Source organism: Buttiauxella cochleicola (assembly GCF_021282435.1).
GTDB lineage: Bacteria > Pseudomonadota > Gammaproteobacteria > Enterobacterales > Enterobacteriaceae > Buttiauxella > Buttiauxella massiliensis.
Window position 1 is genome coordinate 43,150 of record NZ_JAJSOT010000007.1, and the last position, 24,902, is coordinate 68,051.

Consider the following 24,902-nt stretch of genomic DNA (forward strand, 5'->3'; position numbering starts at 1 on the left):
TCAAATTTTTGGCCACCCTGCCATTGCGTCACTTCGCAAGGTCTGGTATCTATCCAGCAAATTATTTTGATGCGCGAAATTAATCGAAAAATGTGATGTGCATCTGCTGAATCGATTTAACGATTTGGTGCAAAATCACATTTCACGGCATAATGATTAATGACGAGCGAGCCGCGAAGCGCATGGTCGATACCAAAGCACATTTCGTGGTTTCAGAAAGCATCCTGTGTCGCGTAGAGTTACAATTAACACGGCGCTAACTATACAGGCTAAAGTTTTGCCACCAGGCTAGACTTTAGTTCCACAACACTAAACCTATAAGTTGGGGAAATACAATGTTCCAGCAAGAAGTTACCATTACCGCTCCAAACGGTCTGCATACCCGCCCTGCTGCTCAGTTTGTAAAAGAAGCTAAAGGCTTCACTTCTGAGATCACTGTGACCTCCAACGGCAAAAGCGCTAGCGCAAAAAGCCTGTTCAAACTGCAAACTCTGGGTCTGACCCAAGGTACTGTTGTGACCATCTCCGCTGAAGGCGAAGATGATCAGAAAGCAGTTGAGCATCTGGTAAAACTGATGGCTGAACTCGAGTAAGTTCTGGGTTCTTCGTAAATATCAGTCACAAGTAAGGTAGGGTTATGATTTCAGGCATTTTAGCATCCCCGGGTATCGCTTTCGGCAAGGCACTTTTGCTGAAGGAAGATGAAATTGTCATCGACCGGAAGAAAATTTCTGCCGACAAAGTTGCGCAGGAAGTTGAACGTTTCTTAAGCGGGCGCGCTAAAGCGTCAGCACAGTTAGAAGCGATCAAAATTAAAGCTGGCGAGACCTTCGGTGAAGAAAAGGAAGCTATCTTCGAAGGCCACATTATGTTGCTGGAAGACGAAGAGCTTGAGCAGGAAATCATAGCCCTTATCACCGATAAGTTAGTGACTGCTGATGCAGCTGCTCACGAAATTATCGAAGGCCAGGCAATCGCGCTGGAAGAATTAGACGATGAATACCTGAAAGAACGTGCGGCTGACGTACGTGATATCGGTAAGCGTCTGCTGCGCAATATCCTTGGTCTGGCAATTATTGACCTTAGCGCCATCCAGGATGAAGTTATCCTTGTCGCTAAAGATTTGACTCCGTCAGAAACCGCACAGCTTAACCTGCAAAAGGTTCTGGGTTTCATCACCGATATCGGTGGCCGTACCTCCCACACCTCCATCATGGCGCGTTCTCTTGAACTGCCTGCGATTGTTGGTACCGGTAGCGTGACCAGCCAGGTGAAGAACGGCGATTACCTGATCCTCGATGCTGTTAACAATAAAGTTTACGTTAACCCAACCAACGAAGAGATCGAAGCTCTGCGTGCTGTACAGCAGCAAGAAGCTTCTGAGAAAGCTGAACTGGCGAAACTGAAAGATCTGCCAGCAATCACTCTCGATGGTCATCAGGTAGAAGTATGCGCAAACATCGGTACTGTTCGTGATGTCGACGGTGCTGAGCGTAATGGTGCAGAAGGTGTAGGTCTGTATCGTACAGAATTCCTGTTCATGGACCGCGATTCACTGCCAACTGAAGATGAGCAGTTCGCGGCGTACAAAGCTGTTGCTGAAGCCTGTGGCTCACAAGCAGTTATCGTACGTACCATGGATATCGGTGGCGACAAAGAGCTGCCGTACATGAACTTCCCGAAAGAAGAGAACCCGTTCCTGGGCTGGCGTGCAGTGCGTATCGCTATGGATCGTAAAGAGATCCTGTACGCTCAGGTTCGCGCTATCCTGCGTGCTTCTGTATTCGGTAAATTACGTATCATGTTCCCAATGATCATCTCTGTTGAAGAAGTGCGTGCACTGAAAGCTGAGATCGAAATCATGAAGGCGCAGCTGCGTGAAGAAGGCAAAGCGTTTGACGAAACTATCGAAGTTGGCGTGATGGTTGAGACTCCGGCTGCGGCCACGATTGCTCGCCATTTGGCTAAAGAAGTCGACTTCTTCAGTATCGGTACCAATGATCTGACGCAGTACACGCTGGCAGTTGACCGTGGTAATGATATGATTTCACATCTTTACCAGCCAATGTCACCGTCTGTACTAACTCTGATTAAGCAAGTTATTGATGCTTCTCATGCAGAAGGTAAATGGACCGGTATGTGTGGTGAGCTTGCAGGCGACGAACGTGCTACACTTCTGTTGCTGGGAATGGGTCTGGACGAATTTAGTATGAGCTCCATTTCTATCCCGCGCATTAAGAAGATTATTCGTAACACGAACTTCGAAGATGCGAAGGTGTTAGCAGAGCAAGCACTTGCTCAACCGACAACGGACGAGTTAATGATGCTGGTTAACAAGTTCATTGAAGAAAAAACAATCTGCTAATCCACCGGATGCGGCCCAATTTACTGCTTAGGAGAAGATCATGGGTTTATTTGATAAACTGAAATCTCTGGTTTCTGATGATAAAAAAGACACCGGAACCATTGAGATTGTTGCCCCACTTTCTGGCGAAATCGTTAACATTGAAGATGTTCCAGATGTGGTTTTCGCCGAGAAGATTGTTGGTGATGGCATTGCAATTAAACCGACTGGCAACAAAATGGTTGCTCCGGTTGACGGCACCATCGGTAAAATCTTCGAAACCAACCATGCTTTCTCTATCGAATCCGATAGCGGCATTGAGTTGTTCGTCCACTTCGGTATCGACACTGTTGAACTGAAAGGCGAAGGCTTCAAACGCATCGCAGAAGAAGGTCAGCGCGTTAAGAAAGGCGACGTAGTTATCGAGTTCGATTTGGCCCTGCTGGAAGAGAAAGCGAAGTCTACCCTGACTCCGGTTGTTATCTCCAACATGGACGAAATCAAAGAGCTGATCAAACTGACTGGTAGCGTGACTGTGGGCGAAACCCCGGTAATCCGCATCAAGAAGTAAGCTATCCGCACAATGGAAAACGGCACCCTCTGAGGTGCCGTTTTTTTTGGTAAATTCCAGGATCAGATTCCAGAGCCTTGCGAATAACTCTCTTCGCCAAACACGCCCGTCGATAAATATCGATCGCCACGGTCGCAGATAATTGCTACGACAACAGCGCCCGGATTTGCCTGTGCAACACGTAATGCGCCTGCAACCGCACCGCCCGAACTCACACCACAGAAAATGCCTTCTTCGCGCGCAAGTTTGCGCATGGTTCTCTCTGCGTCTACTTGAGACATATCAATCACTTCATCAACCAAACTCGGGTTGAAGATCTTCGGTAACCACTCTTCTGGCCAGCGACGAATTCCTGGAATACTGCTGCCATCTTCTGGCTGCAACCCAACAATTTTGACTGCTTTTTCTTGCTCACGCATGAATTGGCTGACGCCGGTTACAGTACCGGTAGTTCCCATACTTGAGACGAAGTGCGTGATTCGCCCTTGCGTCTGGTTCCAGATCTCCGGCCCGGTAGTGCTGTAGTGCGCGTAGGGGTTATCCGGATTATTGAACTGGTCGAGAACCTTCCCCTCACCGCGTTCATCCATCAAACGGGCCATTTCGCGTGCGCCTTCCATGCCCTGTTCTTTGGTCACAAGGATTAACTCAGCGCCATAAGCCTGCATCGCCGCTTTGCGTTCCATACTCATGTTGTCAGGCATTAAAAGCTTCATTCGATAGCCTTTAAGCGCTGCAATCATCGCCAGTGCAATCCCGGTATTGCCACTAGTCGCTTCAATGAGCGTATCTCCTGGGGAGATTTCACCGCGAGCTTCTGCGCGCACAATCATAGAAAGTGCCGCGCGATCTTTAACCGAGCCTGCCGGATTATTCCCCTCAAGCTTCACCCAAATTTCGCTGCCGTTATCAAGGCCGGTGCGTTGTAATTTAACCAGAGGCGTATTACCAATCGTGCTTTCTAAGGTGTTCACTTGCCTGTCCAAAAAATAAGAAAAGCGGCCACGTGGGCCGCCTTTGCGTGTCGTGTTGTTCAGTAAACTTATCAGGCTGATTGAGCCAGGTCTACACCCTGAATTCGGTTGTTGCCTTCATACAAACGCGCATGTTGCAGACCAACGAACAGACGTTCGCCACGTACCGGGACATGATTTTCACGTAGAACAACCGTTAATGGTTCGTCATACCAGCCGATCGGCTGCACAACCAACTGCATATAATGTCCGCGTGGGCTGATTTCCAGCACCTGTACCGGAAGTGGAGAGTCGAGATTCGTACGGCGACTGACATCTACCTCCCATGGGCGTAAGAATAAATCAACAGCCCCCTGATATGCAGGAGTGAAGCCCAGCGGCCAGCGGTGTGCACCTACATGGAACTGGCTGCCGCGAATAGTGCCTTTCATACGGTTCACTTCGCCGAGGAACTCCAGCACAAAGCGAGTCGCGGGTTCGCGCCATACCGCTTCTGGCGTATCAACCTGCTCGATATTCCCCTGGCTCATTACGACAACCCTATCCGCAACTTCCATCGCTTCTTCCTGATCGTGGGTCACGAATACGCTGGTGAATTTCAGCTCTTCATGCAACTGGCGCAACCAGCGGCGCAGTTCTTTACGCACCTGTGCATCCAGCGCGCCAAACGGCTCATCAAGCAGCAGGATTTGCGGCTCAACCGCCAGCGCACGTGCCAGAGCGACACGTTGCTTCTGCCCACCAGAAAGCTGTGCCGGGAAACGATCTGCCAGATGTGATAACTGCACCATCTCCAGCAAACGAGTCACTTTCTGTTTAATAGCCGCAGACGATGGACGTTCACGGCGCGGTAAAACCGTCAGGCCGAAGGCGATATTGTCGAAAACAGTCATATGGCGGAACAGCGCGTAATGCTGGAACACAAATCCCACTTTACGTTCACGCGCGTGAATGCGGCTGACATCGGTGCCATGGAAACTAATGCGCCCGCTGTTCTGGTGCTCAAGACCCGCAATAATACGCAGTAGCGTGGTTTTACCGGAGCCTGACGGCCCCAACAGCGCCACCATTTGACCAGAAGGGATATCCAGAGAGATATCATTCAGCACCTGGGTGCGACCAAAAGATTTCTTAATATTGGTAATATCAATGCTCATGATTCCCCTCCTGTTGCAGGCGTTTTTCCTGGCTATTCAAACGCCACTGCACCGCACTCTTTAAGAACAGCGTAACGATTGCCATCAGGGTCAATAACGCCGCTGCGGTAAACGAACCGACGGTGTTGTAGTCCTGCTGCAATAATTCAATCTGTAACGGCAGCGAGAATGTCTCACCGCGAATAGAACCGGAAACCACCGATACCGCACCAAACTCGCCAATGGCGCGGGCGTTGGTTAACACCACGCCGTACAGCAGAGCCCAGCGGATATTGGGTAATGTGACGCGGCGGAACATCTGCCAACCGGATGCACCGAGTAAAATAGCCGCTTCATCTTCCTGGCTGCCCTGGCTCAACATCACCGGCACCAGCTCACGTACGACAAACGGGCAAGTCACAAATATCGTCACCAGCACCATACCCGGCCAGGCGAACATAATCTGAATGTTGTGCTCGTCCATAAAGCCCGCCAGCGGGCCGTTGGAGCCGTAAAACAGCAGGTAAACTAAACCGGCGACCACCGGCGAAACTGCAAACGGGATATCCAGCAGCGTCAGCAATAACTGGCGTCCAGGGAAATCAAAACGCGTTACCAGCCACGCCAGCAAAATACCGAACACCAGGTTCACCGGCACGGTAATCAGCGCAATCATCACCGTCAGCCAGATGGCATGAAGCATATCCGGGTCGACAATATTCTGTAGCGCAGGCATCAGCCCTTTCGAGAAAGCCTGAGCGAAAATAGAGGCCACCGGTACCACCAGCAGCAAAAATGAAATCAGCACGCCGAGGCCAATCAGTGTCCATTTGCCCCAGTTAAATCCCGTGCGGCGATAGCTTTTCAATTCAGTTACGTCCGTCATCAGTGACCTACCACGCGCCGACCAAAGCGACTTTGCAACGTGTTAATGGTAAACAGCAGCAGCAGTGAAGCGGCAAGGATCACCGAGGCAATCGCGCTGGCTGCCGGGTAATCAAACTCCTGCAAACGCACAAAAATCATCAGTGAGGTGACTTCGGTCTTCCAGGCGATGTTCCCGGCGATAAATATGACCGCGCCAAACTCGCCCAGGCTACGGGTGAAAGAGAGCGCCACACCCGCCATTAATGCCGGTGAAAGCTCCGGTAAAATCACACGGCGGAAACTCTGCCAGCGCGTTGCGCCCAGGGTTTCTGCGGCCTCTTCGTATTCTGGCCCGAGCTCTTCAAGCACGGGTTGGATGGTACGCACCACAAACGGAATGCTGGTAAATGCCATTGCCACGGCAATACCCAGCCAGGTGTAAGTCACTTTGATGCCAAACTGCGCCAACCACTCGCCGTACCAACCGTTAACGGAAAACAGCCCCGCCAGCGTTAAACCTGCAACGGCGGTTGGCAGTGCAAACGGCAAGTCCATCAAAGCATCGAGCAGGCTGCGGCCGGGAAATTGATAACGCGTTAAAATCCACGCCATCAACATGCCAAACGCGCCGTTAAAGATTGAGGCAACCCCCGCCGACAGCAGTGTGACTTTATATGCCGCCACTACCTGCGGGTTGGTGATCACTTCCCAATACTGAGCCAGCGTCATCTCGGAAAGCTGCATTACCAGCGCGCTTAAAGGCAGCAGCAAAATCAGGCAAACAAACAGCAAACTGGTGCCGAGGCTTAAGGTAAAGCCCGGCAGCACCCGTTTAGAAGCAACAGCAAACATTACTCACGCCCCTTGCCGAGCAACTTGTCGAACTCACCGCCACTGGCAAAGTGGGTTTTCATCGCTTCTGGCCAGCCGCCAAATTCGTCTTCGACGCGGAACAGTTCGGTCTGCGGGAATTTATCTTTCAGTTTCGCCATCACTTCCGGGTTATTCACGCGGTAGTAATAGTCAGTAATGATGGTTTGCGCCGCAGGGCTATACAGGAAGTTCAGGTACTCTTTCGCCGCTTTTTCAGTGCCGTTGGCTTTAACGTTTTTATCCACCCAGGCCACCGGGAATTCAGCAAGAATGTTGACCTTAGGCACCACCACTTCGTAGCCATCTTTCTCGTACTGTTTGCTAATGTTGTTAACTTCAGACTCAAAGCTAATCAGCACATCACCCAGGTTACGCTCAACAAATGTCGTGGTTGCGCCACGGCCACCGGTATCAAACACTTCGACGTTTTTCAGGAACTGCGTCATATACTGTTCGGTTTTGGCTTTATCGCCACCGTCAGCTTTGTTTGCCGCACCCCATGCACCTAAGTAGGTGTAACGGGCGTTACCGGAAGTTTTTGGGTTAGGGAAAATAAGTTTTACGTCCGGGCGAACCAGGTCGCTCCAGTCGTGAATATTTTTAGGATTGCCCTTGCGTACCAGGAACGCCATGGTGGAATAGAACGGCGAACTGTTGTTTGGCAAACGGGTCTGCCAGTCGGCTGGAATCAGGTTGCCTTTGTCATGCAGGATCTGCACATCAGAAACCTGGTTATAAGTTACAACGTCTGCTTTTAAGCCCTGCAGAATCGCCAGTGCCTGTTTTGATGACCCGGCATGAGATTGTTTAATCACCAGCTTGTCGCCGTTATTTTCCTCAGCCCACTGCTTCTGGAAGGCAGGATTGAGCGCGGCAAAAAGCTCGCGAGACACATCATAAGAGCTGTTCAGCAGTTCCGTGGCATGAGCTGAACCTGCCAGCAACGCAGAAACAACCAAAGCACTCCAGACTTTTTTAACCGATGTCATTGCCATTGGGTACCCTTATAAATGTTATATACCCATCATATTTCAAGTTGCAGATGCGTTGGCTGCTCTCGTTCACCCGAATCACTTACTTGTGTAAGCTCATCGGGATTAATGAGAGACTCCTGTCTCTCACCGAAGGCCAGCCTCCGGCTGGTCAAATTCGTTCCCGACGAATTTGTCGCTCGTTTGCCGCTTTCCTGCATCTTGAAATATTTTGGGTATTACGGTCTGCTTAATTGTGACCAGTGTATTTATAACGAGTGTCAAAGCTGTAACGGTTTTATATATCGTTTGGTGATTTGCAATAAGAAAGGGGTATAAGCTCAGAAAGGTAGGGCGTTAGCGGCGAAGGCAGTCTGACGACGGCCAGCGCGCAAAAAACGGAGCGTACATGAAGTACGTGGGGATTTTGAGCACTGCCCGGTGCCAGAATGGCGAGTAAGGTAGCCCTTACAGGTTTAGAAGCTTGTCTAAGGACGGCGCGAAATAATATCCACCCGTCACCGGCTTAGTAAAACGCAGCATCCCATCACGCTTTCCGTCGGTTTCGCCAAACATGCTCAGCAGTTGCTGCTCGATGTTATGCAAACGCGCGCAATAAGCGATGAAGTACAGGCCGTGCGGGCCGCTGGCAGTACCGTATGGCAGACTCTGGCGCACAATCTTCAGGCCTTTGCCGTTTTCTTTCAAATCAACACGAGTCAGGTGAGATGTGTCCGGGCGCTCGTCACCGTCAATCTCTTCATTGGCTTCTTTTGTACGGCCAATGATCATCTCCTGCTCGTTCACGCTCATGCGGTTGAGCTGCTTGAGATTATGCTCCCAACGCTGCACGAACACATAGCTGCCACCTGCATCGATGCCATCATTAATGACCGCTACTTCACGGCGAGTCTCTTCGCCCTGCGGGTTTTCGGTGCCATCAACAAAACCGCTCAGATCGCGATCTTCCACCCAGCGAAAACCATGGATTTCTTCTTCAATTTTCAGTGCGTCGCCAAATGCTGCAAGCGCTGCCTGTGCCACAGAGAAATTCACGTCATGGCGTAGAGAAAGAATATGGATCATCACATCATGCTGCGTTGCAGGAGCAAGACCCTTGCCCAATGGAGCAAAGTTTTTCAACTCGGTCGCACCCACACCGCCGCTGAGATCACGCCATAGATCGTGACCAAACGCCACCACCGCACCTAAGTTTGCGTCCGGGAATTTACCCTGCAACTCAGTTAGCGATTGATTAAAGGTTTTGCAGCCCTGGCGAATAGCATCGAAATCGCCCTGAATACTCGCTTCCAGCCAAACGGCGGCGCGACAATGTTCTGGCAAAATGCCAGTTTGAACACGAGACATGAATCCTCCTAAAAAACACACGCCACTCTACGTGGCGTTTATTCCCTTATGATACCCAATTCCGGCAACACCTTCTTGAGAAGGCGCAAGGCCAGGCTAATTTTTATCGACGCCAGATAATTTTACTGATCTTCCAGGCTTTGAGCGTATCGTCAGACGGCATCAACTCCTGCCCTCCATGCCATTCACCGCTAAAAATGTAGCTGATGTGCTGGCTGTCTTTGGCCTTACACTCGACACCGTCACTATCATCTCCAGTCCCTTTGACACACGCGCCAAATGCTTTGTCGTACAGGTCGCTGAAGACGGTGCCAATCTTCACGCCGCTATCAGTTTCGATGTCGCTATCCATAACATCAACGCGGCTTACTGTGCCTTTTTCGCCGTTGACGACAACCATCACGGTTTTGTCATCCATCGCTTCATAGAAGCGAACAATCTCGCCGTTATCGGTTTTCATGCCGCTGCGTAAACGGTAGTTATCATTCAACGCGCTGCTGACGGCCTTTTCATCCATCGGCGTACTGGCGTTTAACTCACCCACGCCCTTCTCGCTGACTTCAATTGACGAACCAAACCAGTTCCACGGATTTGCCGCAGACCAATTGACGGATGACAACGTCGAACAGCCTGCTAACACCAGCGGCAGCCCTAATAACATCAGGCGCAGTTTTTTCATCAGAAATTCCTTTATTAAGCATGGATACGCGCTTTGGAGTGCAAACTTTCCCAAAAGTGCCTGGTTATTCACGATTGATAGTGAAGTAATCCCGTAAACGCCGGCTGGTACACAGCCACCAGAGGGCAAAAATATCGGCAACCAGCAGCGCTAAAGTGACGCCCGTCAGCACTTCGCCCTGCCAAAGCAATATGAGTTGCCAGGCCAAAACGATGAGCTGTGCGGCAATCAATATCCAGCGCCAGGCGGCCCATAATCGAGGGTATAAATGGCGGCGGCCGCTAATCATAAATGCCAGAGCCGCAGGAACGCCAGGCAATAGCCCGAACCAGAAATTGTCGCGGTCAGGATAAAAGACGCCAAGGATAGCATCACCCTGTTGACGGGACGCTGCCGCCAGCACCAGGACAAACCAGGTTCGCGCCTGTAAAAGAAGGGTACACCAGAACAAAAAAGGTGTTTTCAGATTACCGTGGGTATCGTAATCCGAAGGTGGATACAGCACAGGCATTAATATTCCTGATCTTCAATCAATCGCTTGCCGAGTAGCATCACATCTTGCTGCTCATACTCGAGCCGCTCGTACATGCCAATCACAAGGTCGTTTTCTTCACGCACCATGATTTGAATTTTTGGGCAACCGCGTGCGATTAGCTTCTTTTCCAGTCGGCTAAGTAGCGCATTAGCAATGCCGCGACCACGATATTCCGGGTGCACGCCAAGGTAATAAGCTGAACCCCGATGGCCGTCGTAACCACCCATCAGCGAGCCTACGACTTCGCCGCCCACTTCTGCCACTAAGAACAGATCCGCGTCATGATTGAGTTTGCGTTCAATGTCCATCTCAGGATCGTTCCATGGACGCAGTAAGTCGCAACGTTCCCAAAGCGTAATGACTTCTTCGAAATCATCCTGGCGAAAAACACGTATTTCCATGGTATTAGCCACCTGAAAGTCTAAAACAGTGATTATGGCGTTAAGTTTCTGTTTAGCCAATATCTGCCGCAAAACGAGGCAAAAAATGACATACTAGCCACTCATTCATTTTTGGTAATGAAAATCCCAAAAATGCTTGTCGTTTACCCTTTGCCGATACGCTATAAATGCCTATCTGCAATTTTAAAGATAAAAATATTAGCCGCATGAGCAAAATTAAATCACTGACGCATCTGACTACCCGCCGCCAGTTACTGCTTACTGGGTTGGCTGCTTTAACGTTAACGGGCGTAAATAAGGCTTTGGCCAGCCCGGAGACTAAACCTCTTAAAACCACCACAAACCACAGCAAACCGAGCAAAAAATCGGGTGGCCGTCGGGTAGTGATGCTCGACCCAGGCCACGGCGGTATTGATACCGGCGCGATTGGCCATAATGGTTCTAAAGAGAAACATGTCGTACTGGCCATTGCTAAAAATGTACGAAACATTCTTAAAAGCAATGGGATAGAGGCCAAACTCACACGTACCAGCGATGAATTTATTCCGCTGTATGATCGCGTAGAAATCGCCCACAAACACGGGGCCGATCTCTTTATGTCGATTCATGCTGATGGTTTTACGAACCCGTCTGCTGCCGGTGCGTCGGTGTTTGCCCTTTCCAATCGCGGCGCAAGTAGTGCGATGGCGAAATACCTTTCGGATAAAGAAAACGCCGCCGATGATGTCGCAGGCAGCAAGGTCAAACATAAAGACCAGTATCTACAACAGGTACTGTTCGACCTGGTGCAAACTGACACCATCAAAAACAGCCTGACGCTCGGCTCGCACATTCTTAAGCAAATCAAGCCAGTGCACAAACTGCACAGCCGTAACACGGAACAAGCGGCGTTTGTGGTGTTGAAGTCACCGTCGATTCCTTCCGTACTGGTTGAAACGTCATTTATCACCAACCCTGGTGAAGAGAAGTTGCTGGGCACTCCCGCGTTTCGCCAGAAAATTGCTAATGCTATTGCCTCTGGCATCATTAGCTACTTCAATTGGTTTGATAACCAAAAAGCCCACAGTAAGAAACGTTGAACCCTATGAACTTGCCAGATATTCAGTCCGTAAAACAATTCCTGCTGCAATTGCAGGACACCATCTGCCAGCAGCTCAGCAATATTGATGGTGCTGCGTTTGAAGAAGACAGCTGGCAACGCGAAGGCGGTGGTGGCGGGCGCAGCCGGGTGTTACGCGGTGGGAATGTCTTTGAGCAAGCGGGCGTTAACTTCTCCCATGTACATGGCGATGCGATGCCTGCGTCTGCTACAGCGCATCGCCCGGAACTCGCCGGGCGTAGCTTTGAAGCAATGGGCGTCTCTCTGGTGGTGCATCCGCTCAGCCCGTACATTCCCACCAGCCATGCCAACGTGCGCTTTTTCATTGCACAAAAGCCAGGTTGTGACCCGGTATGGTGGTTTGGCGGCGGTTTTGACCTAACGCCGTTTTACGGTTTTGAAGAAGATGCCGTTCACTGGCATAAAACCGCGCAGGAGCTGTGCCAGCCGTTTGGCGATGACGTATTCCCACGATACAAAAAGTGGTGTGATGATTATTTCTTTATTAAACATCGGAATGAACAACGTGGTATTGGCGGCCTGTTCTTCGACGATCTGAACACCCCAGATTTCGACCATTCCTTCAGCTTTATGCAAGCTGTGGGTAATGGTTACCTGGATGCATATCTGCCGATTGTCGAACGCCGTAAAGCGCTGCCATGGGGCGAGCGTGAACGCGACTTCCAGCTTTATCGCCGTGGCCGTTATGTGGAATTTAACCTGGTGTGGGATCGCGGAACGCTGTTTGGTTTGCAGACCGGCGGGCGTACAGAGTCGATCTTAATGTCGATGCCACCACTGGTTCGCTTTGAATATAACTATCAGCCAGAAGAAGGCAGCCCGGAGGCTGCCTTGTATCGTGATTTCTTACCGGTTAAGGATTGGGTTTAAATCACAGCGGAACGGTCTGCGCTTCAACAACTGCCAGCGCCACCATATTCACAATACGACGAACAGACGCAATCGGTGTTAACACATGCACCGGTTTCGCCACGCCCATCAATACTGGCCCGACTGTCACCCCTTCGGAACTGGAAACACGCAACAAGTTGTAGCTAATGCGTGCCGCTTCGACGTTTGGCATGATCAAGATATTTGCAGAACCTTTCAGTGGGCTGTCAGGCATACGCTCGTTACGAATGCTCTCCACCAGCGCCGCATCACCGTGCATTTCACCGTCAATTTCCAGCTCTGGTGCACGTTCGCGTACCATCTCCAGCGTTTTACGCATCTTGCATGCCGCTTTCGAATCGGAGGAACCATAGTTGGAATGCGACAACAACGCGACTTTTGGCTCGATACCAAAGCGACGCACAGTTTCCGCAGCTAACAAGGTTATTTCTGTCAGCTCTTCCGGCGACGGATCGTCATTCACATAGGTATCAGCAATGAAGGTGTTACCGCTTGGCAACAACAGCGCATTCATTGCCCCAGCCGCTTTCACGCCTTCACGATACCCGAACAACTTTTCCACCACGGAGAAGTGCTCGTGATACTCACCGATAGTGCCGCAAATCATGGCATCCGCTTCACCACGGTGCACCATAATTGCACCGATCACCGTGGTGTTGCTGATCACGGCACGCTGCGCCTGTTCTTGCGTAATACCGCGGCGTTTCATGATGTTGTAGTACTCATTCCAGTACTCTTTGAAACGCGGATCGGATTCGTTATTCACGATCTCAAAATCGCGCCCGGCTTGCATTTGCAGGCCGAGTTTCTTCAGGCGCATTTCGATAACCGCCGGGCGACCAATCAGAATCGGTTTCGCCAAACCAAGTGTAATCAGCTCCTGAGTCGCATGTAGCACACGCGCCTCTTCACCTTCTGTCAGCACCACACGTTTTGGATCTTTGCGGGCCTGAGAGAAGATTGGCTTCATAAACAGGTTAGTTTTGTAGACGAACTCGGTCAGTTTTTCGCGATAAGCGTCGAAATCCTGAATCGGACGCGTTGCCACACCGGTTTCCATTGCCGCTTTTGCCACTGCTGGTGCGATTTGCACGATAAGACGCGGATCGAATGGTTTTGGAATCAGGTAATCAGGGCCGAAAGTCAGCTCTTCTTCGCCGTAGGCGGATGCCACTACATCGCTCTGCTCGGCGTGAGCCAGTTCGGCAATCGCGTGAACCGCAGCCAGTTTCATCTCTTCGTTAATCGCCGTTGCGCCAACATCCAGCGCGCCGCGGAAGATGAACGGGAAGCACAGCACGTTGTTAACCTGGTTAGGGAAGTCAGAACGACCGGTACAAATAATTGCATCCGGGCGCACTTCTTTTGCCAGCGGAGGCAGAATTTCCGGCTCAGGGTTTGCCAGCGCAAGAATCAATGGCGCGCGCGCCATCTTCTTGACCATCTCCTGGCTCATGGCTTTCGGGCCAGAACAGCCGAGGAAAATATCCGCGCCTTCAATCACTTCGTCGAGCGTGCGCTTACCGTTATCTTCCACCGCGTAAGCCGCTTTGGTTTCAGCCATGTTCTCTTCACGGCCCTTGTAGATAACGCCTTTCGAATCGCACACAACGATGTTGTGTTTCTGGATGCCCAGTTGTACCAGCAGGTTCATACAGGCGATAGCCGATGCACCCGCGCCAGAAACTACTAAACGCACATCAGAGATATTCTTCTCAACTACACGCAGGCCGTTAAGCACCGCAGCAGTACAGATGATGGCCGTACCATGCTGATCGTCATGGAACACAGGAATGTTCATGCGCTCGCGCAGTTTTTTCTCAATGTAGAAGCACTCTGGCGCTTTGATGTCTTCCAGGTTAATGCCGCCAAACGTTGGCTCAAGTGCAGCAATCACCTCAATCAGTTTGTCCGGGTCCATTTCATCGACTTCGATATCGAACACGTCAATACCGGCAAATTTCTTAAACAGAACGCCCTTACCTTCCATCACTGGCTTGCCCGCCAGTGCGCCAATATTACCCAGACCCAGCACCGCGGTGCCGTTGGAAATCACGCCGACCAGGTTGCCACGCGCGGTGTATTTGTAAGCAGCAAGTGGGTCTTTTTCAATCTCAAGACAAGGTGCCGCAACGCCCGGAGAGTAGGCCAATGCTAAGTCACGCTGGGTCGCCAGCGGTTTGGTTGGCGAAACCTGAATTTTACCGGGGACTGGGAATTCATGAAAATCGAGGGCACTTTGTCTTAGTTGTTCGTCCATTTCTTCGTTCCTTTTTTATCACTCTCAAGGGTCGTAAGGTCACGTTAAGATCGCTTTAGGGCCACGTAGTATCACGCTTGCGCGCGTTCTAAACTTTGAACATCGCCATACTATCAGCAACGTCTTGCAAAAATGTTAGAAAATCAGAGCCATTATGTTACCTGGCATTAACAACAATGCCATGCCTATCTGCTATGCTTTTTAGTTATGCCAACGATGAATTTTCATCGTGAGTGACATGGAACACTCAAATTAGACTTTGCATTTCAAGGAGATAGTCATGAATCAGTTAGATAGTATCAAGAAATTTACCACCGTTGTTGCCGACAGCGGTGACATTGAATCTATCCGCAATTACCAGCCTATCGATGCGACGACCAACCCCTCGCTATTACTGAAGGCAGCAGGTTTAGCGCACTATCAAACACTCATTGATGATGCCATTGCTTACGGTAAACAGCGCGGCGACACGCGAGAAGCCCAGGTCGCGCAAGCCTGTGACAAACTTGCGGTCAATTTCGGTGCGGAAATTCTGAAAAGCATTCCTGGACGAGTCTCAACAGAAGTGGATGCCCGTCTCTCGTTTGATAAAGAAAAAAGCATCGCGAAAGCCCGCCATTTGATCGCTCTTTATGAAGAGCTGGGCATTGATAAGTCGCGAGTTCTCATCAAGCTTGCTTCAACCTGGGAAGGTATTCGTGCCGCCGAAGAACTGCAAAAAGAGGGAATCGATTGTAACCTGACGCTGCTGTTCTCTTTTGCTCAGGCACGAGCCTGTGCGGAAGCTGGCGTGTTCCTGATCTCACCGTTTGTCGGGCGTATCTACGACTGGTATCAGGCTCGCAAACCGATGGACCCATATGTGGTTGAAGAAGATCCGGGCGTCAAATCGGTGCGCAATATCTATGATTACTTTAAGCAGCACAACTACAGCACCATCGTGATGGGCGCGAGCTTCCGCCGCACCGAACAAATTCTTGCGCTAGTAGGCTGTGATCGCCTGACTATCGCCCCTAACCTGCTGCAACAGTTGCAGGAAAGCGAAGAGCCAGTGGTACGCAAACTGGTGCCGATGTCCCAGGGCTTCCGTCGCCCGGAACCCATCAGCGAGGCAGATTTCCGTTGGGAGCATAATCAGGATCCAATGGCGGTAGAAAAACTGGCAGAGGGCATCCGCCTGTTCGCCATCGATCAACGAAAACTGGAAGATTTGCTCGCCGCTAAACTTTGAACGACAACCACGGAGTGAAACATGTCATCTCGTAAAGAGCTTGCTAATGCCATTCGTGCCCTGAGTATGGACGCGGTACAAAAAGCGAATTCGGGCCACCCTGGCGCACCGATGGGGATGGCAGATATTGCCGAAGTGTTATGGAACGAATTCCTGCACCACAACCCGACGAACCCCACATGGGCTGACCGTGACCGCTTTATTCTCTCTAACGGCCACGCCTCGATGTTGCTCTACAGCCTTTTGCATCTGAGCGGGTATGACTTGCCGATGGAAGAGTTAAAAAACTTCCGTCAGCTTCACTCCAAAACCCCCGGCCATCCGGAAATTGGTTATACACCCGGTGTTGAAACCACCACCGGGCCGCTTGGCCAGGGGTTAGCAAATGCGGTCGGCATGGCGATTGCTGAACGCACGTTAGGGGCGCAATTTAACCGTCCCGACCATGAAATTGTCGATCACTTTACCTACGTATTTATGGGGGATGGCTGCCTGATGGAAGGCATCTCTCATGAAGTGTGCTCGCTTGCCGGCACCCTCGGTCTTGGCAAGCTTATCGGCTTCTATGACCACAACGGCATCTCAATTGATGGTGAAACTAAAGGCTGGTTTACCGACGACACCGCGAAACGCTTCGAGGCTTATCACTGGCATGTGGTGCATGAAATTGATGGCCACGACCCGGAAGCAGTGAAGAAAGCGATTCAAGAAGCGCAAAGTGTGAAAGATAAACCGTCACTGATTATCTGCCGCACCATCATTGGCTTTGGCTCGCCAAACAAAGCGGGCAAAGAAGAGGCCCATGGCGCGGCACTCGGCGAGCAGGAAGTGGCTCTCGCCCGTAAACAACTGGGCTGGAACTACCCGGCGTTTGAAATCCCGAAAGAGATTTATCAAGCCTGGGATGCCAAAGAAAAAGGCGAGAAAGCAGAAACGTCCTGGAACGATAAGTTTGCCGCTTACGCCAAAGCTCATCCAGAACTAGCCGCTGAGTTTAACCGCCGCATGCACGGTGAAATGCCGGAGGATTGGCAGGAACTCACTCAGCAGTACATTGATAAATTGCAGGCCAACCCAGAGAAAATTGCCACCCGTAAGGCCTCACAAAACACGTTAAATGCCTATGGCCCAAGCCTGCCTGAATTGCTCGGCGGCTCGGCTGACTTAGCGCCAAGTAACCTGACCATCTGGAAAGAATCCAAATCTATCAAAGAGGATCTCGCCGGGAATTACATTCACTACGGCGTGCGCGAATTCGGTATGACCGCCATCGCTAATGGGATTGCCCATCACGGTGGATTTGTGCCATACACCGCGACATTCCTGATGTTTGTGGAATATGCGAGAAATGCCGCACGAATGGCGGCGCTGATGAAAGCGCGGCAAATTATGGTTTATACCCACGATTCCATCGGCCTTGGCGAAGATGGCCCAACCCATCAGGCGGTAGAACAACTCGCCAGCCTGCGTATGACGCCAAACTTCAGTACCTGGCGCCCGTGCGATCAGGTTGAAGCTGCTGTAGCCTGGAAAGCGGCAATCGAGCGGCACAACGGCCCAACGGCACTCATTCTTTCGCGCCAGAACCTCGCACAAATGGAACGCACGCCGGAGCAAGTCAAAGCGATTAGCCGTGGTGGTTATGTTCTGAAAGACGGCGGCGGTACGCCAGATGTGATTCTGATAGCCACAGGATCGGAGATGGAAATCACTGTGCTGGCGGCAGATAAACTCACAGCCGAAGGCCACAAAGTACGCGTGGTTTCACTGCCTTCGACCGATATTTTTGATGCTCAGGACGAAGAGTATCGCGAGTCAGTACTACCTTCAGATATTGCTGCGCGAGTGGCGGTGGAGGCAGGTATTGCGGATTACTGGTACAAATATGTCGGCCTGAAAGGCGCGATTGTTGGTATGACGACTTACGGTGAATCAGCGCCTGCTGACAAGCTATTCCCGTTCTTTGGCTTTACCACCGAGAATGTGGTGGCGAAAGCGAAAAAGGTATTGGGTGTTTAATCTTCTTAAAGAAAATTGACGGTAATCCCCTAAATAATTTGAGTTGCAGAAAGGCGGCAAAGGAGTGAATCCCCAGGAGCTTACACAAGTAAGTGACTGGGGTGAACGAAAGCAGCCAACGCCTCTGCAGCTTGAAGTATGACGGGGATTATTTGGTGACCCAGAGTGTGGGCCACGACGCATTGCTGTTCCACGCATCACACGTCGGCTCTTCGGCGTAACGCACCAGGCGGAAGCGCTGCCCATCAAAACGCCAGCGCGTCGCCACGCCGCAGTCGCCCACTCCGCGTCCTTTGGCCAACGTCGTCAGCTCTTTATTAGTTTCGTCATAACCGGCATTCATCAGCTCAAGCTCGGTGGTTCCGCTTCCCGGTGTAAACGGCAGTTTTAAGCGAATCTGCCGGGCGGCAAAGGGCTTCTGGCGCGACACAACCCAGGCGAGATCTACCACGTTGTAAGCACCCGCTTCACAACCGGTCATTAGCAAGGCTTTATCATCACTGAGCGCAAACACACGCACTTCGCGGCGAGCGGGATCGAGCGAACACTGGCTGTTGTTCATGCGCCAGGTGCCGTAATCGAGCAGGTCGCTGAGTTCTGGTTGCGTGAGTGGCGTCGGAGTGGGGTTAGTCAGCGCGACTTCTTTAAGTGCAGGCGCTGGCGGCACGCTCAGCGGCGGATCGTCACCTTTCTTAATCCAGGCGGTTTCACTTCCCACGCGCTGCTGTTGACTATCAATAAACAGCATTGAGGCTTTCAGGCCCGCAAGCGAAATATTTCCCTGCCCTTTCGCCAGCGTAATCGCATCGGCGTTGGCGACTCTTTCGAGGAAAGTGTTAATCGCGTCGGCATCACTGGTTTTGAGATGGTGCGGTGTTTCCTGCCATTTCGCTAAGTCCAGCGTCAACGGTTCACCATCAACAAGCAGGCGCGGCGCAATTGGCGGCGCTTTAGGTTCTGCGATGGTCATATTACCGAAATCAATTCTCAGCGTTGCATCAGTACGCGCACCCGCACTGCGGGTTAGCGTCATGACTAATCCTTGATGCAGCCCAGTGTTACGGGCCGCACAAAAATTTTGGTTGTTGCAGGTAACTTGCCAGTCGGAGAAAGACTTTTGTGCAGGTGCCGCGAAAACAGAGCTCGCTATAAAGAATAAAAAGAGAAACAGCGATTTGATCCGCAAAGACATTGGCGACACGTATCCTGAGAAGACGAAGAGAATTTAATGTATACCCAAAATAATTCGAGTTGCATCACGGCGGCAAGGGAACAAGTCCCAGGGAGCTTACATAAGTAAGTGACCTGGGTGAGTGAGCGCAGCCAACAAAGAGGCAACTTGAAGTATGACGGGTATACAAAATATGGCGATATCTTCGTCTGGTTAACGTTTGTGCTCAATCAGAATTATCGGATAGATTTACTTAAAATCGCCTATCCGTAATTCATTGAATAACAATGTTTTTAGTTCATGATTCCGCGTAATTGCAGCTGTTGTAACAGAATAACTGTTTTTCCGTCACGAATTTCACCTGTTGATACCATTTCCATAGCGCGGGTAAACGGTAATTCGAGCACGTCGATGTCTTCATCATCAATGCCACCACCGGCGTTTTCACGCTGGGCATCGCTGTATTCGGCCATGTAAAAGTGAATCACCTCGGTCACACCGCCTGGCGACATATACAGCTCAAAGACTTTTTCGACTTCCCCTACTTCGTAGCCGGTTTCTTCGATAGCTTCTTTGCGGGCGCAAACTTCCGGTTCATCGGCATCCAGCAAACCGGCACAGGTTTCAATCAACATGCCGTCAGCATTACCGTTAACCCACGTAGCCACGCGGAACTGACGCGTCAGCACAACGGTGTTTTTATCGCGGTTATACAGCAGCATGGTTGCGCCGTTACCCCGGTCATAGACTTCACGTTTGTGGCGAATAGCGTCGGATTCGTTACGGTATAGATCGTAGGTGATATTGCGCAGGATGAAGTAATTATCTGAGAGGATTTTATCTTTGATGACTTCGATTTTAATCGACATACCGTCTCCACAGTGAGTTAGGGGAGCCGATTATAATAGGCTTTGATTTAGCGTTTGTCTTGCTCCCCGTCATACTTCAAGCTGCAGATGCGTTGGCTGCAACTGCTCGCCCCAGTCACATAGTTCACTATGCTCCTGGGGTCTTGCAGTCTAGCCGCCTTCCTGCAACTCGAATTATTTAGGGGGATAATAAATCATGAGAAAAACTAAAAACCATTTTTCACTGAATCCATGTCGGGCAGCTTATGCGCAATCCCTTTGTGGCAATCCACGCAGGTTTGCCCATCTTTGACCGCTTTATCATGCATCTTTGCCGCGACGGTTTTCTGAGCGGTGAAATCCATGAAATCAAAGTTATGGCAGTTTCGGCACTCTTGCGAGTTGTTGTTCTTCATTCGCCGCCACTCGTTTTGCGCCATCGCCAGGCGGTGGTCATCAAACTTTTGCGGCGTGTCGATTAAGCCAAACGCTTTGGCATACAACTCTTTGCTGGCCTGAATTTTACGTAAAATTTTGGGCCCCCATTCGTGGGGAACGTGGCAGTCCGGGCAGGTTGCCCGCACGCCGCTGCGGTTGTTGTAGTGCACCGTCTGCATATATTCTTCGTAGACGTTGGCACGCATTTCATGGCAACCGATACAAAACTCCTCGCGGTTGGTCATCTCCATGCCGGTGTTAAAACCGCCCCAGAAAATAATCCCACCAGCGAAACCAATCAGCAGTAATGTGCCCAGCGCCAGGCGGCTCGGGCGACGCCACCACTGCCATATGCGCTTGATGATTCCGGGTTTACGGGTTGATTTATCCATAATGACCTCTAGTTCCCAAAACCTTTAGACGGCGTGAATGTGTTTTCAACAATCGGCGCTGCATCGGTTTGAGGGACATGGCATTGCAGGCAGAAGTAACGACGCGGTGCCACATTAGAAAGCACGTTGCCGTCGCTATCCATAAAGTGTGTGGGACTAACACGCGGCGCCCCCGTGGTACGGTAATGTTCGACACCGTGGCATTGCAGACAACGGTTGGTGTTTTTGGAAACCTGGTAGCCGTCAACACTATGCGGAATCATTGGCGGCTGGTTTACATAGTTCAGCGCCATACGCCCCTGCTGTTTCGGCATTTTGACTGAGCCTTCCGGCGTGCCGGAAACTTCTGGTGACTGCGTGAGATCAACGCTGTTCGCCGCCCACAATGCGCCACTGACCAAAAACACCAACGCCGTCATCCATTTGAATAACATTTTCTTGTTCATGATATCCCCCTTACACCTTCGCCAGTTTTACAGCGCATTTCTTATAATCCGTCTCTTTCGAAAGTGGGTCGGTTGCGTCCAGCGTCAGGTTGTTCACCAGTTGCGCTGCATCGAAGAACGGCATGTACACCAGCCCCTGCGGCGGTTTGTTACGACCGCGTGTTTCGACAATCGAAATCACTTCGCCACGACGGGAGATAACTTTCACTTTGTCACCACGACGCAAATCACGCGCTTTGGCATCAAGTGGATGGATGAACAAAACAGCTTCCGGGAAGGCACGATGCAATTCCGGTACGCGGCGCGTCATGCTGCCGGTATGCCAGTGTTCCAGCACGCGTCCTGTTGACAGCCACAGGTCATACTCCTGGTCCGGAGACTCCGCCGCAGGCTCAAATGGCAACGCGAAGATCACTGCTTTGCCATCTGGTTTACCATAGAACTTGAAGCCCTCACCCGCTTTCACATATGGGTCGTGACCTTCGCTGTAGCGCCAGAGCGTCTCTTTACCGTCGACCACCGGCCAGCGCAGGCCGCGCGCTTTGTGGTAATCATCAAACGGAGCGAGATCGTGCCCGTGACCACGGCCAAATGCGGCGTACTCCTCGAACAACCCTTTTTGCAGGTAGAAACCTAACTCGTGGGATTCGTCATTTAACTGCCCTTCAGCCAGTTCGGTGACCGGGAATTTGCTCACGTTTGAATTCGCAAACAGCACGTCAAACAGCGTTTTGCCCCGGTATTCCGGTTTTTGATCGACCAGTTCCGCAGGCCACACCTCTTCGACTTTGAAGCGTTTCGCAAACTGCACGAGCTGCCACAGATCGGACTTTGCCTCGCCCGGTGCTTTCACCTGCTGACGCCAGAACTGCGTGCGGCGTTCGGCGTTGCCGTAAGCGCCCTCTTTTTCCACCCACATTGCGGTTGGCAGGATCAGATCCGCGCTCAGTGCGCTGATCGTCGGGTACGGATCGGAAACGATGATGAAGTTACGCGGATCGCGCCAGCCCGGCATACGCTCTTCGGTAATGTTCGGCCCGGCCTGCATGTTGTTGTTACACATCACCCAGTAAACGTTGAGCTTGCCATCTTTCAGCGCGCGGTCCTGGGCAACGGCATGTAAACCCACTTTTGCCGGGATGGTGCCTGCTGGCAACTGCCACATGTTTTCGGTGATTTGGCGATGCTTCTCGTTCGTCACCACCATGTCGGCTGGCAGTCGGTGAGAGAAAGTGCCCACTTCACGCGCAGTTCCGCACGCCGATGGTTGGCCGGTTAAGGAGAATGGTCCGCAGCCTGGCTGAGAAATTTTGCCGGTCAACAAGTGGATGTTGTAAACGAGGTTGTTGGCCCACACACCACGCGAGTGTTGGTTGAAGCCCATCGTCCAGTAAGAAATCACTTTTTTGTTCGGGTCGGCGTACAGCTTCGCCAGCGCTTCAAGCTGGTCTTGCGGCACACCGCTCATCTCAGCGGTTTTTTCCAACGTGTACTCGGCAACGAACGCTTTGTAATCTTCAAAGCTCATTGGCTCAGAGGCGTCTGAACCTGGATTTTTCGCCGCTTTTTCTAACGGATGCGTCGGACGCAAACCGTAACCGATATCGGTCACGCCCTTGCGCAGATTCACATGTTGCTTGAAGAACGATTCGTTAATGGCGTTGTTTTGAATGATGTAGTTGGCGATATAGTTCAGGATCGCCAGGTCAGTTTGCGGCGTGAACACCATGCCATTGTCGGCCAGCTCGAAGCTGCGATGCTGGAAGGTCGAAAGCACGGCGACTTCAACGTTTTCATTCGACAGGCGGCGGTTAGTGATGCGCGACCATAAAACCGGGTGCATCTCGGCCATGTTCGAACCCCACAGCACGAACGCGTCGCCCTGCTCGATATCGTCGTAGCAGCCCATCGGCTCGTCCATGCCGAAAGTACGCATGAAGCCCACAACAGCTGAAGCCATGCAGTGGCGTGCGTTCGGGTCAAGGTTGTTGGAACGGAAACCGGCTTTGAATAATTTAGAAGCGGCATAACCTTCCCATACCGTCCACTGGCCGGAGCCAAACATGCCGACCGCTTCCGGCCCTTTCTCTTTCAGGCTGGTCTTGAATTTTTGCTCCATGATGTCGAATGCCTGATCCCAGGTGATGGGAGCAAACTCACCTTCTTTATCATACTGCCCGTCTTTCATGCGCAACAGCGGCTGCGTGAGGCGGTCTTTTCCGTACATGATTTTTGGCAGGAAGTAGCCTTTGATGCAGTTCAGGCCACGGTTAACCGGCGCATCCGGGTCGCCCTGGCTTGCAACAACTCGCCCGTCCTGGGTACCGACTAATACGCCACAACCGGTGCCACAAAAACGGCATGGGGCTTTATCCCATTTAATGGCATCTTGCTTACCGACAACTGCTCGCGCAACGCTCGGTACGCTAAGGCCAGCGGCGGCCGCCGCGGCTGCAATAGCGTTCGCTTTCATAAAGCTACGACGACTGAGTTTCATGGTGTTTCCTCACCTTGCTCATCCTGCTGGTGATAAACCAGCGACACCGCCAGCACGCCCGCAATATTGCGTGCCGACTCGATTTGATTCAGCAGCACGTCACTACGTTCTGCTTCCATAACTACGACCAATTTGCCGTGTTCAGCATCACTTGCCGCGACTTCGCTACCAGGTAGTTCGTTTAATGCGGCACTGACCGCGGGAATATTGTGTGGTTGCGCCTGAACGACCAGGCCTGCGACATGCCAGTTAGCTCGCATTTGCGTGCCTCATCTTGATGGCTGAAACCGGACAACCCGATATACATGCCCCGCAAGCGGTGCAATCGGTGTGATTGAGCAGAGGTTGTGCGATACCCTGCAAAGAAGGGCGAAATGAAATAGCCTGCGTGTCGCAGGTGTCCTGGCAGCTACGGCATTCGATGCTGTTTTTAGCCAGGCAGTTATCGCCAATCGACAGCGTGTGTTCCCACGGGGAAACGTCACGCGCCAGGAAGAGTTGTTCCGGGCAAGCTTGTGCGCAGGCGTAGCAAAAAGTGCATTCACCGTGATCGAAGTTAACTTCGGGGTAGCCGCCCTGGCCGCGTTTCAGAACGCGAGTTTCGCAGGCCGACAAACAGGTATCGCAGCGAGTGCAATCCACAAGGAAATGGTTTTCATCTCCGCTCCAGGGCGGGCGGAAAGCAGTTCCGGAGCGTCGAAAGCTCCCGGTCAATAATCCACGTCGGGAAAAATCAGCCATAAGGCACATCCTTGCATCACAAATGCCAGCCTTCGCAGTGCAGAAGCCGGCAAACACATCTGTGTTATCTCCGTAATTTTCTACGGGTTTTTATAGAGTGATACGTTATGTGACAAAGGGGGAGTAGAG

24 protein-coding genes are annotated in these 24,902 nt (G+C 51.4%); 7 read left to right on the plus strand and 17 right to left on the minus strand.

Annotation, left to right across the window (positions count from 1 at the left end):
• Positions 1-335: 335 nt before the first annotated feature.
• From ptsH to crr, 3 genes are read left to right on the plus strand one after another with little or no spacing between them, the layout of a single operon-like run.
• Positions 336-593, plus strand: coding sequence for a phosphocarrier protein Hpr (gene ptsH / locus LVQ77_RS16315; RefSeq protein ID WP_034459025.1), 258 nt, complete (start codon positions 336-338; stop codon positions 591-593).
• A gap of 44 nt (positions 594-637) precedes the next feature.
• Positions 638-2,365 (plus strand): phosphoenolpyruvate-protein phosphotransferase PtsI, encoded by a 1,728-nt coding sequence (gene ptsI / locus LVQ77_RS16320; protein WP_151995202.1) that lies wholly within the window; start codon positions 638-640, stop codon positions 2,363-2,365.
• 40 nt (positions 2,366-2,405) lie between these two features.
• Positions 2,406-2,915: a PTS glucose transporter subunit IIA gene (gene crr / locus LVQ77_RS16325; RefSeq protein WP_034459029.1), complete on the plus strand. Its 510-nt coding sequence runs from the start codon at positions 2,406-2,408 to the stop codon at positions 2,913-2,915.
• 62 nt (positions 2,916-2,977) lie between these two features.
• On the opposite strand, the gene cysM is transcribed toward crr, so the two are convergent.
• The 9 genes from cysM to LVQ77_RS16370 form a co-directional block, all read right to left on the minus strand.
• On the minus strand, positions 2,978-3,889 hold the full coding sequence (cysM, locus tag LVQ77_RS16330) for a cysteine synthase CysM (RefSeq protein ID WP_232866677.1): 912 nt from the start codon (positions 3,887-3,889) through the stop codon (positions 2,978-2,980).
• A gap of 71 nt (positions 3,890-3,960) precedes the next feature.
• A complete protein-coding gene (gene cysA / locus LVQ77_RS16335) occupies positions 3,961-5,046 on the minus strand; it encodes a sulfate/thiosulfate ABC transporter ATP-binding protein CysA (RefSeq protein ID WP_151995204.1) in 1,086 nt (361 codons plus the stop codon).
• Positions 5,036-5,911 carry a sulfate/thiosulfate ABC transporter permease CysW gene (gene cysW / locus LVQ77_RS16340; RefSeq protein ID WP_151995205.1) on the minus strand — a complete coding sequence of 292 codons (876 nt, stop codon included), beginning with the start codon at positions 5,909-5,911 and terminating at the stop codon, positions 5,036-5,038. Before cysW ends, cysA begins: the two co-directional genes overlap by 11 nt.
• Entirely contained in the window at positions 5,911-6,744 is an 834-nt protein-coding gene (cysT, locus tag LVQ77_RS16345; RefSeq protein ID WP_034497495.1) for a sulfate/thiosulfate ABC transporter permease CysT, read from the minus strand. Before cysT ends, cysW begins: the two co-directional genes overlap by 1 nt.
• Entirely contained in the window at positions 6,744-7,760 is a 1,017-nt protein-coding gene (locus tag LVQ77_RS16350) for a sulfate ABC transporter substrate-binding protein (protein ID WP_232866681.1), read from the minus strand. The genes cysT and LVQ77_RS16350 overlap by 1 nt, the downstream gene beginning before the upstream one ends.
• A 444-nt stretch (positions 7,761-8,204) precedes the next feature.
• Positions 8,205-9,104, minus strand: coding sequence for a Dyp-type peroxidase (locus tag LVQ77_RS16355; protein WP_232904987.1), 900 nt, complete (start codon positions 9,102-9,104; stop codon positions 8,205-8,207).
• Between the two features lie 103 nt (positions 9,105-9,207).
• A complete protein-coding gene (locus tag LVQ77_RS16360; RefSeq protein ID WP_232904988.1) occupies positions 9,208-9,783 on the minus strand; it encodes an RpoE-regulated lipoprotein in 576 nt (191 codons plus the stop codon).
• A gap of 64 nt (positions 9,784-9,847) precedes the next feature.
• On the minus strand, positions 9,848-10,294 hold the full coding sequence (locus tag LVQ77_RS16365) for a DUF2919 domain-containing protein (RefSeq protein WP_232904989.1): 447 nt from the start codon (positions 10,292-10,294) through the stop codon (positions 9,848-9,850).
• A complete protein-coding gene (locus LVQ77_RS16370; RefSeq protein ID WP_034459050.1) occupies positions 10,294-10,719 on the minus strand; it encodes a GNAT family acetyltransferase in 426 nt (141 codons plus the stop codon). Before LVQ77_RS16370 ends, LVQ77_RS16365 begins: the two co-directional genes overlap by 1 nt.
• Before the next feature lie 206 nt (positions 10,720-10,925).
• On the opposite strand from LVQ77_RS16370, the gene amiA reads away from it, so the two are divergent.
• Both amiA and hemF read left to right on the plus strand, forming a co-directional pair.
• Complete coding sequence (gene amiA, locus LVQ77_RS16375; RefSeq protein WP_232866691.1) at positions 10,926-11,798, plus strand: N-acetylmuramoyl-L-alanine amidase AmiA; 873 nt, start codon at positions 10,926-10,928, stop codon at positions 11,796-11,798.
• Between the two features lie 5 nt (positions 11,799-11,803).
• Positions 11,804-12,709, plus strand: coding sequence for an oxygen-dependent coproporphyrinogen oxidase (gene hemF / locus LVQ77_RS16380; RefSeq protein WP_232904990.1), 906 nt, complete (start codon positions 11,804-11,806; stop codon positions 12,707-12,709).
• Between the two features lies 1 nt (position 12,710).
• Here the strand turns inward: hemF and maeB are convergent, their stop codons facing one another.
• The gene (maeB, locus tag LVQ77_RS16385; RefSeq protein ID WP_034459057.1) at positions 12,711-14,990 is read right to left on the minus strand and encodes an NADP-dependent oxaloacetate-decarboxylating malate dehydrogenase; all 2,280 of its coding nucleotides are present in this window, start codon (positions 14,988-14,990) and stop codon (positions 12,711-12,713) included.
• Between the two features lie 280 nt (positions 14,991-15,270).
• Between maeB and tal the strand changes: the two genes are divergently transcribed.
• Positions 15,271-16,221 carry a transaldolase gene (gene tal, locus LVQ77_RS16390; RefSeq protein WP_232866695.1) on the plus strand — a complete coding sequence of 317 codons (951 nt, stop codon included), beginning with the start codon at positions 15,271-15,273 and terminating at the stop codon, positions 16,219-16,221.
• Between the two features lie 21 nt (positions 16,222-16,242).
• Positions 16,243-18,240 carry a transketolase gene (tkt, locus tag LVQ77_RS16395; RefSeq protein WP_232904991.1) on the plus strand — a complete coding sequence of 666 codons (1,998 nt, stop codon included), beginning with the start codon at positions 16,243-16,245 and terminating at the stop codon, positions 18,238-18,240.
• Between the two features lie 148 nt (positions 18,241-18,388).
• Here tkt and LVQ77_RS16400 read toward each other — a convergent pair whose 3' ends face one another.
• From LVQ77_RS16400 to napF, 7 genes are all read right to left on the minus strand, one after another.
• A complete protein-coding gene (locus tag LVQ77_RS16400; protein ID WP_232904992.1) occupies positions 18,389-19,432 on the minus strand; it encodes a DUF1176 domain-containing protein in 1,044 nt (347 codons plus the stop codon).
• A gap of 272 nt (positions 19,433-19,704) precedes the next feature.
• Complete coding sequence (gene nudK, locus LVQ77_RS16405) at positions 19,705-20,280, minus strand: GDP-mannose pyrophosphatase NudK (protein WP_232904993.1); 576 nt, start codon at positions 20,278-20,280, stop codon at positions 19,705-19,707.
• Positions 20,281-20,486: 206 nt separating this feature from the next.
• Positions 20,487-21,089: a cytochrome c-type protein NapC gene (gene napC / locus LVQ77_RS16410; protein ID WP_232904994.1), complete on the minus strand. Its 603-nt coding sequence runs from the start codon at positions 21,087-21,089 to the stop codon at positions 20,487-20,489.
• 8 nt (positions 21,090-21,097) lie between these two features.
• Positions 21,098-21,535 carry a nitrate reductase cytochrome c-type subunit gene (napB, locus tag LVQ77_RS16415; protein WP_151995217.1) on the minus strand — a complete coding sequence of 146 codons (438 nt, stop codon included), beginning with the start codon at positions 21,533-21,535 and terminating at the stop codon, positions 21,098-21,100.
• A gap of 10 nt (positions 21,536-21,545) precedes the next feature.
• Entirely contained in the window at positions 21,546-24,032 is a 2,487-nt protein-coding gene (napA, locus tag LVQ77_RS16420; RefSeq protein ID WP_232904995.1) for a nitrate reductase catalytic subunit NapA, read from the minus strand.
• A complete protein-coding gene (gene napD, locus LVQ77_RS16425) occupies positions 24,029-24,292 on the minus strand; it encodes a chaperone NapD (protein WP_232904996.1) in 264 nt (87 codons plus the stop codon). The genes napA and napD overlap by 4 nt, the downstream gene beginning before the upstream one ends.
• Positions 24,282-24,773: a ferredoxin-type protein NapF gene (gene napF / locus LVQ77_RS16430; RefSeq protein ID WP_232904997.1), complete on the minus strand. Its 492-nt coding sequence runs from the start codon at positions 24,771-24,773 to the stop codon at positions 24,282-24,284. Before napF ends, napD begins: the two co-directional genes overlap by 11 nt.
• Positions 24,774-24,902 lie beyond the last annotated feature (129 nt).